General features: G+C 60.1%; 10 protein-coding genes and 1 tRNA gene. 3 read left to right on the plus strand and 8 right to left on the minus strand.

Features of this window, described 5'->3' with window-relative positions:
• Positions 1-498: 498 nt before the first annotated feature.
• Entirely contained in the window at positions 499-798 is a 300-nt protein-coding gene (locus tag CO670_RS16215; RefSeq protein ID WP_097591178.1) for an integration host factor subunit beta, read from the plus strand.
• 144 nt (positions 799-942) lie between these two features.
• On the opposite strand, the gene CO670_RS16220 is transcribed toward CO670_RS16215, so the two are convergent.
• The 5 genes from CO670_RS16220 to xylF all read right to left on the minus strand — a co-directional run bounded on the left by CO670_RS16220 (position 943) and on the right by xylF (position 8,116).
• Complete coding sequence (locus CO670_RS16220) at positions 943-3,834, minus strand: N-6 DNA methylase (RefSeq protein WP_141502315.1); 2,892 nt, start codon at positions 3,832-3,834, stop codon at positions 943-945.
• A 268-nt stretch (positions 3,835-4,102) separates the two neighbouring features.
• Positions 4,103-4,176: transfer RNA gene (locus CO670_RS16230), tRNA-Arg, on the minus strand.
• A gap of 531 nt (positions 4,177-4,707) precedes the next feature.
• Entirely contained in the window at positions 4,708-5,490 is a 783-nt protein-coding gene (locus CO670_RS16235) for an ATP-binding cassette domain-containing protein (protein ID WP_097591181.1), read from the minus strand.
• 14 nt (positions 5,491-5,504) lie between these two features.
• Positions 5,505-6,818, minus strand: a complete 1,314-nt coding sequence (locus CO670_RS16240) for a sugar ABC transporter permease (RefSeq protein WP_097591182.1) — start codon at positions 6,816-6,818, stop codon at positions 5,505-5,507.
• Between the two features lie 257 nt (positions 6,819-7,075).
• On the minus strand, positions 7,076-8,116 hold the full coding sequence (gene xylF, locus CO670_RS16245) for a D-xylose ABC transporter substrate-binding protein (RefSeq protein WP_088672943.1): 1,041 nt from the start codon (positions 8,114-8,116) through the stop codon (positions 7,076-7,078).
• A 227-nt stretch (positions 8,117-8,343) separates the two neighbouring features.
• On the opposite strand from xylF, the gene CO670_RS16250 reads away from it, so the two are divergent.
• Positions 8,344-9,567: an ROK family protein gene (locus CO670_RS16250; protein ID WP_097591183.1), complete on the plus strand. Its 1,224-nt coding sequence runs from the start codon at positions 8,344-8,346 to the stop codon at positions 9,565-9,567.
• A 227-nt stretch (positions 9,568-9,794) separates the two neighbouring features.
• Here CO670_RS16250 and iolG read toward each other — a convergent pair whose 3' ends face one another.
• Complete coding sequence (gene iolG, locus CO670_RS16255) at positions 9,795-10,787, minus strand: inositol 2-dehydrogenase (protein WP_097591184.1); 993 nt, start codon at positions 10,785-10,787, stop codon at positions 9,795-9,797.
• Between the two features lie 196 nt (positions 10,788-10,983).
• Here iolG and CO670_RS16260 point away from each other — a divergent pair, with 196 nt between their 5' ends.
• Entirely contained in the window at positions 10,984-11,265 is a 282-nt protein-coding gene (locus CO670_RS16260) for a hypothetical protein (protein WP_097591185.1), read from the plus strand.
• Here the strand turns inward: CO670_RS16260 and CO670_RS16265 are convergent, their stop codons facing one another.
• Together CO670_RS16265 and CO670_RS16270 are read right to left on the minus strand one after the other, a co-directional pair.
• Complete coding sequence (locus CO670_RS16265; protein WP_097591186.1) at positions 11,266-11,736, minus strand: hypothetical protein; 471 nt, start codon at positions 11,734-11,736, stop codon at positions 11,266-11,268. It lies immediately after the preceding gene.
• Between the two features lie 161 nt (positions 11,737-11,897).
• Positions 11,898-12,773, minus strand: a complete 876-nt coding sequence (locus CO670_RS16270; RefSeq protein WP_097591231.1) for a Hint domain-containing protein — start codon at positions 12,771-12,773, stop codon at positions 11,898-11,900.
• Positions 12,774-12,954 lie beyond the last annotated feature (181 nt).

Raw genomic sequence — 12,954 nt, forward strand, 5'->3', positions numbered from 1 at the left:
CGGGTTTAGTAAAGCCAGCTTATGGTCAATAAATTGCTAACGAGTGGGTGTGGAGGCTCGGTAAAGTTGAGGGTATGGGCAATGTGAGGCGCTATCGCCGCCTGCGGCTGTAGATCGGGGGAGCATCGCGTGCATTGTGTGGGGCTGTGCTATGCTGGCGTTCGGTGGCGGCGCATGGTCTTTGAGCGTTACCATCTGGTTCTCTAGATGGTTGTAGTCATTCTCGGCGCTTCTGATTACACGCCGATCATTGACTTGGTGCACACTGCTGCTGTTCTTCGTAGAAGTGATTCGATGACGGCCAAATCTTTATCACCTAATTCGTGTGGGCTTGGCAATCTCCCTTCAACGAAATTGATTTATGCCACCTAACCACGGGAAAACCTTTTTATGGGGATACTACCCAGGCACCTTCGATACCATCACCTTGTTCCTTGACGGTTTTGTGTCCCTTTGGCAGCTTGGCGTTGAAAATATCTTATTGATTAGGGGGTACTCGTGATCAAGTCAGAACTGGTTCAGATCGTTGCAGCGCGCAATCCGCATCTCTACCACCGCGACGTCGAGAATATCGTGAACGCCGTACTCGATGAGATCACCGATGCCCTGGCAGGCGGAAACCGCGTGGAGTTGCGCGGCTTCGGCGCATTTTCGGTCAAGAATCGCCCGTCCCGCTCAGGCCGAAACCCGCGCACGGGCGAAAGTGTTTTCGTTGAAGAAAAGTGGGTTCCCTTCTTCAAGACCGGTAAGGAACTGCGCGAGCGCCTGAATCCGGGCATCATCGACGAAGACGATTGATTTCTGAGATGGCATCGAGCCATCCTTGAAAGCACCTTGAACCATGGCGGATTTGCCGTGGACAAGATCAAAAAGATCGACAGAGCGGGGTTGTCGTGCCGCTGGCGTAGCTAGTCGCGCAATAATGATGCTTGGCTTATGGCTTTATTCTTCGTCGTCGTCGGGCTTGATCAGTTTCGAAGCCGCTAGGCCGCTTACTCCGTCACGTCCGGTCAGGCCCGGTTCGCGTACCAGCAATTCGCGGACAGGCGTAAGAGACGGCAATGCAAGTGCATCGCAAATTGCCTGATCAATTTTCAGCCGAGTTGGGTCGGCATCCAGTTGAGCAAGAGGATGGAGGATAGATGAAGACAGCAAATCGTAGGTACTTGCAAGCTTGGCAGTCGTTGCAGCGTTGATACCGCGAACGTCAAGCACCGGCATCCCCTCCCAGGCAGGCTTCTTCATCTGCATCCATGCGCCCTGAGTGATGGCGCGTCGCCCGAAATAAAGCAGTAGTCCGAAGCTACTATTGAGCCACAATAGGAGCGCCTTTCGCTGATCTGCTGCAAGGCCTATATCCTTGAATGCCCACCAGGTATTGCCGAGTACATCTTGATCAAAGCCGGTAGCAATGACTTTGTGAGTATTCGTTCTCAGACGCGAAACGAGAAGGATATTTCCGGCTTTGTCCCAGACCGCCGTTGCGCTTTTGAGATTTCGCCCTTCTAGAGGCTTTGTGCGTGCGGTTAGAAAGGCGTTGGGCTTCTGTGCAATCTGTAAAACCTTCTCAGCGTCATGATCCCAGAAGCCTGCATAAGGCGTCCATTGTGATACTGTGCGGTCAACCTCGAATGCATCAGTGATATCGCGCACATCGTACCCAAGAACGCCTATTTCACCGAGACGGCAAAGGGGTAGTACATGCTTCTTTGCCGTCCCAGGGAAAACGAGAGCGTTGTCCTTGACCAAATGCCAATGTATCTGCGCAAGGTAGCTTTGCGAGAAGATAGCACTGGTCCAATTCTCGGCTCCTTCGGGCGCTGGCAGCGACGTGACCTCGCCTAAGATGCGCCCGCTTCCCTTGATGGTCGCCGTATTCCTCGTTTTGTCGACTTCTTTAAGTGCCACTGAAATTCGGGAGGCGGTGTCCAGAGCCTCGTGAATTGTGGTCGGATTGCGCTTCAAGGTGACGTAGCGGGTTTTTCCCGCTTTCTCTCCACTTTTGAGTTTTCTGGCGACGAACAAAAGCTCGGAAAGGTCGGTGTTTTCCGAAAAGTTCGTACGGCTCGGATCGTGGCTCGTGATTACCATCTCAAGGTGATAGCGGTCTGCCAAGTACTTCCGCACGGCACCCCACGACTCACCGCTGGCGAGCGCGACAGGCAAAACGAAGGCCATCCGTCCGCCAGGTTTCAGGTGCTTGTCAGCAAGTGGTACGAACAGCGCGCCAAGTCCGGCAGTTGCGCTGATTCCGAGCTTCTTCGCCTGTCGAGACAGTTCCTTTTGCAGTTGGGGCCGATCCTCCGGAATAGAGCCAAAGAGACGGTTTCCGTAACGGCTGCTGACGAATGGGGGATTCATCACGCAAAGGTCGAGTTTTGGCACCTTAGCATTCGCATAAGCTGATTTCGAGGCACCTGTCTGAACGGCGTCAAGATGCGTGTTGTCGAGCGCGAACTGCGTTTGAAGCTGGTCGCCGTCGAGGAAGTCAAGGCTGCCCAATCGCGCTGTACCGTGATCGACGCCAATTGGCATCACGAAAAGATTCATCTGACGGAAAGCGACCTCTGGCGCCAAGAGGGCGAGCGTTGAGGCAGTCAGATGGACGGCTGACGGTAGGATGTCGTAACCGTGGATGACGTTTTGCATCAACGTGCTATGCAGAACAGCTAGGTCCTTAGCTTCTATCGATCGATCCGTTTCGGCGCGGGTCTTGATATAGGCATCTGTTAGCGCCTGCGCTGACGCCATCAACAGCGTTCCGGTTCCGCAGGCAAGGTCGGCAACCTTGAACTCCGCGAGTTCGCGCGCGCCGCCGAAATCAATAGACCAATCGAGATCAAGCGCAACCTTCAAAAGGAGCGTGGCCGATGAAACTGAGGTGTAATAGGTGCCGAGATATTTTGCGTGGTGCAGGAGCCAATGATAGATGCGGCCCATGAGGTCGTGGCGAAGGGCTGCCTGTTCCGCACAAATCTGGTGGGCTTCGCCCAGCAGGGATTTAATATTCTCGGTCGTGGTGGCGCTAGCCGGAAGTTGATCGAGAATGCGTTCGCCAAGCTGGAAGATGGGAACGTAGTTGATGTTCTCCCAGATCCAGCGCCAATGCTTCGAAGTCGCGCCGACAAGGTCGGTTTCCTTGTTGAGGGTGCGAAGGGTTTCGACCCGCTCATCTGTCAACGAAAGCTGCTCTTGGAAAATGAAGGCGTTTGCCAGAACCAGCGCTGAAACTTTCGCCGCCGTCTCGCGCCGTTCGAGGGCCGCTTTGCTGTCCTCTTTCTTGGGGATGCCAATCCCGAGCAGTTTTGAAAGCCGGTCGCAGGCTCCGGGCTGGCCGATCCAGAGCTTGGCGATACCTTGAAGGTGAACCGAAAGGCGCTTCGCTGTCTTTTCGACAATATCATCCTGGATCAGTGATTCTTGGGCCCGTCTAAGGGATTCCATAAGCGCAGAAGGTGAGCCTTCGAACCAGCTATCGCTTTCGAAAGTCTCAGTGACGATCCGATAGCGAAGTTGGACCCCTGCCAACACGTCGATGATTTTCGTTGTCGGGGCAGATCGCAATTCGTGGGGATACACGGTTGCAACCGCGATGTGTGCGATGCCGGCCTTTACGCGCTTTCGAGCATCGCCAAGCACAACATCGTCAGCATTGGGCGTATCTGCAAATTTTCCTTCGATGACAGCGCGAAGGCCTCGAAGCTGAAACAGCACATCTGGACGGTGTTTGCCGTGGACATGAATAGTCTCCGCGTCCGCTGTAACCCCGAGCTTCGAGATAAACAGCGCGAGCTGAGTATTTACGGCCTCTTCACGATTGCGATGACTACTCATTCCTGCTCGCCAAAAACCTTAAAATTGTTCTCGTGCGATATCATATGGTTGCTGAAAAGCGAACCCTCTGTTGGGCACGACCAGATGCGAAGGCACAACATTCAGCTCGGCTGATTGATATTAATGTAGACCGTATTGGGCTCGGCGAATGATTGAGCCAAGGACGGTTTGCGAGGCGTAAGAGTTGCGTTAGCGCTCAGCCTACCGATATTGCCCTGTTTTAAGGGCAAAAAATTTGATAAGTCAGTTATTTCAGTAAGTTTGGAAACGCACCCGACAGGATTCGAACCTGTGACCTTTGGAATCGGAATCCAACACTCTATCCAGCTGAGCTACGGGTGCATGCCGAAGGCGGTTTGAATCGCCTGTCCGATGGGTGGTTCTTAGCCTAGCTTGCGGCTGGCTTCAATCGGGAAATTCTCAGAAATACGGGTGCTTGCGGTTTGGCGGGTATTTTCATCCGTCAGGCCCGGGCGGCCGAGGGTTTGGTGCGTCGTCCGGTTTGCGGGTTGGCGCGCGTTTGCTGGCTGGTTTTGGCTTGATGCGGCTGAGAGGGCGAAGCCTGTATACAAAACAGAAGAGCCGATTTTCGGTCGCTTAAAAACCTCTCTTCCACTGGAGATGAGAGAAATCAGTCAGTTATCTCTGACAAGGAGGTTTTTAAGAAGGGGCAACATTTTAAAAAATAGATGGGAGGGGCAGAGGGCTTCGTCGGTTTGCGCATTTTTGAAAATGTTGGGCCTCCTTAAAAACGTCCTTCCAAACCTCTTTGCCAGCCGAAATGCATCGGGTGGAGAACCCACAAGCGTAAAAAAACTCCGCCGGCCTTGCGGGCGGCGGAGCTGGATGTTCCTGGCGATGATCTCGCGGCGATCAGATCAGCATGGCGCCGGGGCCGGGGATGGCTTTCGGCGGCACCTTGCCGAGGATGATCATGCCGAGCACCTCGTCCTTGGTCACGTCCTCGGTGCGGGCGTGGCCGACGACCTGGCCGTTCTTCATCACCGAGACGCGGTCGGCGAGGTCGAAGACGTCGTGGATGTCGTGGCTGATGAGGAAGATGCCGATGCCTTCCTTCTTCAGCTGCTTGATCAACTCGCCGACCTGCGCCGTCTCCTGGGGGCCGAGTGCCGCCGTCGGCTCGTCCATGATCAGGATGCGGGCGTTGAAGAGGATCGCGCGGGCGATCGCCACCGATTGCCGCTGTCCGCCCGAGAGCGCCTTCACCGGCTCCTTGAAGCGCTTGAAGTTGGGGTTGAGCCGCCCCATCACTTCGCGGGCCGAGGCTTCCATCGCGACGTCGTCGAGCGTGCCCCAGCGGGTCTTCAGCTCGCGGCCGAGATAGAGGTTGGCTGCGGCGTCGACATTATCGGCGACGGCGAGGGTCTGGTAGATCGTCTCGATCCCGTATTTTTTGGCATCGCGCGGATTGCGGATGTCGGCCGGCTCGCCGTTGATCAGGATATCGCCCGAGTCGCGCTTGTAGGCGCCGGAGAGGATCTTGATCAGCGTCGACTTGCCGGCGCCGTTATGGCCGAGAAGGGCGACGACTTCGCCGGGGTAGAGATCGACCGAGGCATTGTCCACGGCATGGATGCCGCCGAAGGAGATCGAGATGTTTTTCAGTTCCACGAGGGGAGTGCGTTGATCAGCCATGTCTAGGGCTCCTCTCACTTGGCACGGGAGCGGTATACGGTGTCGAGCCAGACCGCGACGACGAGGACGGTGCCGACGACGACGCTCTGCAGCGGCGTATCGACATGGGCGAGAACCATGCCCGACTGCAGCGACTGCATGACGAGCGCGCCGAGCATGGCGCCGGCGATGGTGCCGGTGCCGCCTGCGAGCGACGTTCCGCCGATGACGGCGGCGGCGATGGTGTAGAGCTCGTCGAGCGTGCCCTGCGCATTGGTGGCGGCGTTGAGGCGGGCGGTGGAGATCGCCGCCGCGACGGCTGCCAGAATGCCCATCAGCGCGAAGATGCGCACCGTGACCCAGCGGGTCTTGATGCCGGCGAGTTCGGCCGCCTCGGGGTTGCCGCCGATCGCGAAGACGTAGCGGCCGAAGCGCAGCCTCGTCGCGATAAAGGTCATGATGATGCCGACGACGATGGCGATCAGCACCGGCACGGCGATGCCGTAAGGGATATCCAGGCCGGTTTCGGGCCAGGGGATATTGTTGGTCTCGGCATATTTCTTGGCGATGTTGATCGGCCAGTAATAGCTGTTGGCGATCCAGACCGCGCCGAGGATCAGCACGCAGCTCAAGGTGGCGAGGAAATATTCCGCCCAGATCGGCCGGCGCGGGAAGCCGAAGCGGCGGCGCTGGCGGCGCGAGCCGACGATGCTGGCGATGACGAAGAGGCAGGCGGCGATGCCGACGACCCAGCTCCAGGTGGCGCCGATCGAGCCCTCGGCGCCGCCGCCCATGATGCGGAAGGTCTGGTCCATCGGGGCGACCGTCTGGCCGCTGGTGACGAGCCAGGTCGCGCCGCGCCAGACGAGCAGGCCGCCGAGGGTGACGATGAAGGAGGGAACGTTCAGGAAGGCGATGATGATGCCCTGGAAGGCGCCGATCAGGCAGCCGGCGATCAAGCCGACGAGAAGCGTGATCGCCCAGGTGAAGGGGCTGTCGAAGCCCAGATATTGCGGCAGGATCTGCGCTTGGGTCACGCCCATGATCATGCCGCAGAGGCCGAGCACGGAGCCGACCGACAGATCGATGTTGCGGGTGACGATGATCAGCACCATGCCCGTCGTCATGATCGCGATATCGGTCGTCTGGACCGAGAGGTTCCAGAGATTGCGCGGTGTCAGGAACAGGCCGCCGGTGATGATGTGGAAACCGATCCAGATGATGATGAGCGCGCCGATCATGCCGAGCAGGCGCGTGTCGATCTCTGTCGCGCGGAAGAAGCGGGTCACCGGATTGGCTTCCGCCGTTCTCGGTCCGCTCGAAGTCGTTGATTTTACCATTTCGGCCATGGGTTTGCCGTTCCCCCATTCTGTTTGGACGGGTACGCCGGCATGCGCGAAACTGCCCTCGGCGTCATTCGTCTGTCTTCAATTGACCATCTCGATGATCCCTGCGGTCGCGCGGCTTCGCGGCATCGTTCCGGCAGGAATGGAAGATCCGCGATGGTGCGGCGAGGCGGAGAAAAGCTGGTCGTTTGCGTTCTCATCCGCATCCGGCGCCGCAACGGTGTTTCCGCTGCGGCGCCGGCAATTCCGGTTGCGCTCGCTTACTTGCAGGCGGCGACCGTGTCGGCCTTGACGCCCTGGCAAGCTTCAGCCTTGGAGATCCAGCCGGCGTCGATGACGACGTTCAGATTGTCCTTGGTGATGGCGAGCGGCTTCAGGAAGACCGACTGCATTTCGACGCCCTTCGGGCCGCCCTTGAAGGCCTGAACGCCGTCGATCTTGCTCATGTCCTTGCCGCCGGCGAGGTCGAGAGCGATTTCAGCGGCGCGTGTGCCGAGTTCGCGGCTGTCCTTCCAGACGGAAACCGTCTGCGTGCCGAGGGCGATGCGGTTGAGCGCCGCCTTGTCGCCGTCCTGGCCGGAAACCGGAACGGAGCCGGCGAGGCCCTGGGCGTCGAGCGCTGCGATCGCGCCGCCGGCCGTGCCGTCGTTGGAGGCGACGACGGCGTCGACCTTGTTGTTGTTGGCGGTCAGGAACTGCTCCATGTTGCGCTGGGCGTTCTCCGGCAGCCAGCCGTCGGTATAGGCCTCGCCGACATTCTTGATCTTGCCGGCATCGATCGCGGCCTTCAGCACTTCCTGCTGGCCCGAGAACAGGAAGTCGGCATTCGGGTCGGAGGACGAGCCCTTGATGAAGACGTAGTTGCCTTCCGGCTTGGCCTTGAAGACGCCTTCGGCCTGCAGGCGGCCGACTTCCTTGTTGTCGAAGGTGATGTAGAAGGCGGCCGGGTTTTCGATCAGGCGGTCGTAGCCGACGACCGGAATACCTTCGGCGGCGGCCTTTTCGATCGCCGGGCCGATGGCGTCGGAATCCTGGGCGAGGATGATCAGCGCGTTGGCGCCCTGCGAGATCAGCGATTCGACGTCGGTGAGCTGCTTGGCGGCGGAAGACTGCGCATCAGCGGAAATATATTTGGCGCCCTTGGCTTCGAGAGCCTTCTTGATGGCGGCTTCATCGGTCTTCCAGCGTTCTTCCTGGAAATTCGACCAGGAAACGCCGACGACGAGATCGGCAGCCATGGCGGCAGTATGCACGGAAACGAGGATGGCAGCCCCTGCCATCAGCTTCAAAATAGACTTCATAATGTCCTCCCGAGTGAGTTGCGACCGGCCCAGCCCATGCTTCCTCCGGCCACCGCGATAAGCCTGTCGAGAAGGTTCGGATTTTTTTCTCGACAGTCGAGAAATTTGATGTCAGAGATTTTTTCAACTGTCAACACTGCACTGCCGGCTTAATTCGCTTGCGCAACAGCGGCCGGAGATGCAGTGGAAACCAAGGGTGGGGCAAGCAGGAGGAGAGGGCGGCATTCATGCTGACCAAGTCGAGCACGGAGCTGGTCCGGCAGAGAAACAGCGTGCTCGTGCTGTCCGTGCTGCGCCGCCACGGCGCGCTCGCCCATACCGAGATATCCGACCATACCGGGCTTTCCTCGGCCACGATCTCGGCGATCACGGCCGATCTGGAAAAGGCCCAGATCATCGAAAAATCCGAGCAGCAGGCGGCGAGCGGCCGCGGCCGGCCGCGCGTGCTTTTGCGTCAGCGGCGCGACTGCGGCTACTTGATCGTCGTCATCATCTCCTCGGATGCGGTGCAATATTCGCTGGTCGATTATGCCGGCAAGCTGATCGACCGCTTCAGCGAGGAGCGCTCGCATGATCCTTCGGGTGCCGCCCGTTTCGCGGAAGGGGTGCGCGCCGGGCTGTCGCGCATTCTCGATCGTTCCAAGATCACCCAGGAAAAGGTGCTGCTGATCTCGATCAGCAGCAAGGGGCTGGTGAATTCGACCGAGCCGGTTCTTCTCTGGTCGCCGATCTTCGGCAGCGAGCAGATCGATTTCGAATCGGCGCTGCGGCCCGATTGGCAGGCGAAGGTCATTCTCGACAACGAGACGCTGCTGGTTGCCGCGGCGCTGGGCGCACGCGAGGAGATCGTCAAGGGCGCCGATTTCCGCTCGCTCGCCGCGCTTTCGCTCGGCCACAGCATCGGCCTCGGCATCGTCCGGCGGGGAGGGCCGACGGGGCAGGAGGTCTCGGCGCCGAATTTCGGGCATATGCTGCATATGGCGGGCGGCGGCCTCTGCCGCTGCGGCACGCGCGGCTGCATCGAGGCCTATGCCGGCTTCTACGCCATCCTGCGCAGCGCCTTCGAAGTGCCGCTCGATACGATCCCGGCCAAATTCGTGCCGGTGGCGGAACTCGACAAGATCGCCCTGCGCGCCCGCCAGGGCCACCGCACCTCCGCCTTCGCCTTCCGTCAGGCGGGGCTGGCGCTCGGCAACGGCCTGTCGCGCATGCTGAGCCTGACGGAGCGCATGCCGATCGCCATCACCGGGCCGGGCACGCGTTATTACGACCTGCTCCGGCAAGGTGTCGAAGAGGGGCTCGGCCAGTCGCATATCGTGCGCATGGAGGGCATGCCGGAGATCCGGGTGGTCGCCGAAGAGCCGATCCTGGTCTTCGAGGGGCATCTCAACCGGGCGCTGTCGGTGATCGACCAGGATATCGTGGTCTCGGGTGTTCAGGGCGGGGAGTAGGGCCAAAACCCCTCCCCACAAGGGGGAGGGACTTACGCGCGGCGGCAGACTGCGGCAAGCATCGACCCTTTCTGCGGATGAAACGGTGAAAGGGAAGTCGTTAGGCACGGCAGGTTGGCCCCTCCCCCTTGTGGGGAGGGGTCTTCAATACATTTTGTCATCAAACGCGAAATGGCCGGGCGTTTGCCCGGCCATCTCATGCATGGCTTCCGGTCGGGAGAGGGCCGTCAGCCGAGCTTGATCAGCTTGCCTTCCTTGACGGACTGGACCGCGGCGTCGGCGAGCGCCAGCGCTGCGAGGCCATCGGCGCCGGAAGGCGAGATCTTCGTGCCCTTTTCGATCGCGGAGATGAAGGCTGCGATCTCGTTGGCATAGGCTTCGGTGTAGCGGGTCATGAAGAAATCATGCAGCGGCGGGCGGGTGTAGCCGTCGCCGTTCGCCACTTCGATCGAGACCGGGCGCTGGTTTTCGGCTGCCGCCATGCCCTTGGCGCCGTGCACTTCGATGCGCTGGTCGTAGCCATAGGTGGCGCGGCGGGAATTGGAGATGACGGCCTGCTTGCCGGAGGCGGTCTGCAGGATCACCGAGACGCTGTCATAATCGCCGGCTTCGCCGATCGCCTTGTCGACGAGGACGGCGGCGGTCGCCAGCACCGAGACCGGCTCTTCGCCGAGCAGGAAACGGGCCATGTCGAAATCATGGATCGTCATGTCGCGGAAGATGCCGCCCGAGCGCTTGATGTAATCGACCGGCGGGGCGCCGGGATCGCGCGAGGTGATCGTCACCATTTCGACATCGCCGATCTTGCCGTCGTCGATGACCTTGCGCACGGCCATGAAATGCGGATCGAAGCGGCGGTTGAAGCCGACCATCAGCCTGGCGCCGGTTTCTTCCACCACCTTGATGCATGCCTTGACGCGGGTGACGTCGAGATCGATCGGCTTTTCGCAGAAGATCGCCTTGCCGGCGCGGGCGAAGCGCTCGATCAGGTCGGCATGGGTGTCCGTCGGCGTGCAGATGACGACGGCGTCGATATCCTTGGCGGCTTCGATCGCCTCGATGGTGCGGACCTCGCAGCCATAGGCGGAAGCGATGGCTTCGGCGGCCTGCGGAAAGGCGTCCGCGACCGCAACCAGCGTCGCATTGGCGTCGCCGCTGACGGCCTTCGCATGAACCTTGCCGATGCGGCCGGCGCCGAGAAGACCAAATCTCACTGTCATTTCAACCTCCCTAGAATTCGGAACAAATAAACCGAATTGCCAAAAATCTGGAATTTTCATTCCACCTTCTCTGCGTCGCGTCAAGCCCGCGGCTCTTTCACATTTGCAAGATTCGAACTAAAGACAAGCGGCACATGCCGGGGGCATGCGCGATGCATGCCGGGGCATGCGTGACATATGCGACCGTGGGACAAAGATGCAACTGATCGATCCGAACCATCCGGCGTATCGCCGCCTCTGGGTGCGCATAGCCATCGTTGCCGTCTGCTTTGCCTGGGCCACGGTCGAGTTCGTCACCGGCGATCCCTTCTGGGGCGTGATCTCGGGCGGGGCCGGCGCCTATGCCTTCTATGTGCTGTTCTGGACCTTCGATCCGCAGCCGCGGACGACGGAGCCGGCCGTGCAGGCTGACGACGAGGAAGACGAAGAGCCCGCGGCGGCCACCGACAAGTCTTCGAAGGACGGACAGGCGGAATAATCAGCGCGCGAGACGCCGCAGCGCTTCGTCGATCAGCAGATTGGCGAGCATCATCCGCTTGGTCGCATTGTCGCGGAAGGGCAGGGCGACGCCGTCGGGATGATTGGCGCGGGCGAAGGCGCGGCGCTTCTCGCCAAGCGTCAGAGCCGTGTCGGCAGCGGAGATCGCCAGTTCGGCCGCGACTTCTGCCGGTGCCGTGCGGGTGAGATGGTCCGGCATCACAGGCTCTGGCTCGGGCGGCCGCGCCGGTTCCGCTGCGGTTGCGGCCGCGGCATCGAGTTCCAGATTGTCGAAATAGGCTTGGCCGATGCGCTGCGAGGCGGCCGAGACACCTTGCATCACATCGAAGGCGAGGCCGGTGGCGAGACCGGACACGCGGTGGGCCGCCGGCGCCTCGGCCTCATCGTCCGGCTCTTCCTCCGCCTTCAGCCGCTCGAGGACTGATTGAAATACCGATTGTCCGAACAGCATGCGCCTTCCTCTCGGAGACATTAGAGCCTGGCAAGATGGCGCAGAGCTTGCCGGCAGCGGAGGAAGAGAAGGCCGATGTCGTCAAGCGCGGCGCGATGATGCGCGCCACGCTTGATGTCTTCATTTGATATGATCGCGATCCCCTGCGCACTCCGGCCCTGTCAGAGTGACAGTTCCCTGGCTTGCGCGTCGATCCTTTCGCAGGCATTCCCGAATGGATCGGGCACCCTTGCCAGCGGCGAAACGCCGAGCAGGAGGAGCGCTTTCAAATGTGACCAGCCGCCTGCCAGCAACGGCGCAAAGGACGCCATCACGACGCGCTCGTCGCCATAGAGACGCCGATATTCCGCAAAGTTGCAGAAGTGCTCGTAATTGCTGTCATGCAGCCGGAAGGATTCGGCCGCAGCACCTTCGGCGAGGATAACTTCATGGGTATCGAGCATGACCGCATAATAGTCGATCGACATGCCGGCGGCGGGCGTGACCGGTGCGATCGTCGTGCCGTTGACGAGGTCTTTCACCTGGATCAGAACGCCGTTCAGGTACAGCGCATGGCCGGGCGACAGATAGAGATCCGAATGGGGGGTGTGTCCGTCCAGTGCGTGGCGGGAAACCCGGATCGGCACGACGGATTTTTGCCAGTTCTTGCCGCTCTTCCTGAAGCTTTGGCGGCCGATCCACTTCACCGCGCGGGTGCTGCCGTCAGGAAGGGCAATGCGATCGCCGATGCTGAGATTCTCGATAGACTTCTCACCGCAATCGGTGAGGATCGCCGTGCCCCGCAGGAAGCAATTTGGGCCGCTGCCGCCGCCACTGGAGCCACCGCTTCCGCCTGAGCCGCCGCTCCCGCCAGAACCTCCGCGTCCACCGGAGCCGCCCCGTCCCCAAAGCCGCCCTAGGGCGTTGGCCGGAGAGGTGGAAATTGCCGTGGCCAAGGTTGCAATGCCGGCGAGACGAGCGCCGGCGGCTGCGGCGACACCCAGAAAATGTCTGCGCGCAGTGTTGCGTGGCAGCTTCGGATCTTCCTTCGATGACATGTCGGCGGTCTCCTGAAAAAACATTGATACCGGCCGATGTTACAATGGGTTGCATCCCGTTCAATTTCACCAGATTGCGCTGTAGCCTACCAACAATGACGTAGGCATGGTCTGCCTGGTTCCCGAAAAACGCTGTTGCCGGCATCAAAAAGCAGAAGATTTATATTCTACCGATACGCGA

It is taken from the genome of Rhizobium sp. J15 (assembly GCF_002531825.1).
GTDB lineage: Bacteria > Pseudomonadota > Alphaproteobacteria > Rhizobiales > Rhizobiaceae > Rhizobium.

Excerpts from the sequence above, each read along its gene's own strand:
- CO670_RS16240 (WP_097591182.1), bottom strand. The coding sequence starts at position 6,818 with ATGGCCGAAATGGTAAAATCAACGACTTCGAGCGGACCGAGAACGGCG.
- iolG (WP_097591184.1), bottom strand. The coding sequence starts at position 10,787 with ATGACAGTGAGATTTGGTCTTCTCGGCGCCGGCCGCATCGGCAAGGTT.
- CO670_RS16270 (WP_097591231.1), bottom strand. The coding sequence starts at position 12,773 with ATGTCATCGAAGGAAGATCCGAAGCTGCCACGCAACACTGCGCGCAGA.
- CO670_RS16250 (WP_097591183.1), top strand. The coding sequence starts at position 8,344 with ATGCTGACCAAGTCGAGCACGGAGCTGGTCCGGCAGAGAAACAGCGTG.
- xylF (WP_088672943.1), bottom strand. The coding sequence starts at position 8,116 with ATGAAGTCTATTTTGAAGCTGATGGCAGGGGCTGCCATCCTCGTTTCC.
- CO670_RS16235 (WP_097591181.1), bottom strand. The coding sequence starts at position 5,490 with ATGGCTGATCAACGCACTCCCCTCGTGGAACTGAAAAACATCTCGATC.
- CO670_RS16220 (WP_141502315.1), bottom strand. The coding sequence starts at position 3,834 with ATGAGTAGTCATCGCAATCGTGAAGAGGCCGTAAATACTCAGCTCGCG.
- CO670_RS16265 (WP_097591186.1), bottom strand. The coding sequence starts at position 11,736 with ATGCTGTTCGGACAATCGGTATTTCAATCAGTCCTCGAGCGGCTGAAG.
- CO670_RS16260 (WP_097591185.1), top strand. The coding sequence starts at position 10,984 with ATGCAACTGATCGATCCGAACCATCCGGCGTATCGCCGCCTCTGGGTG.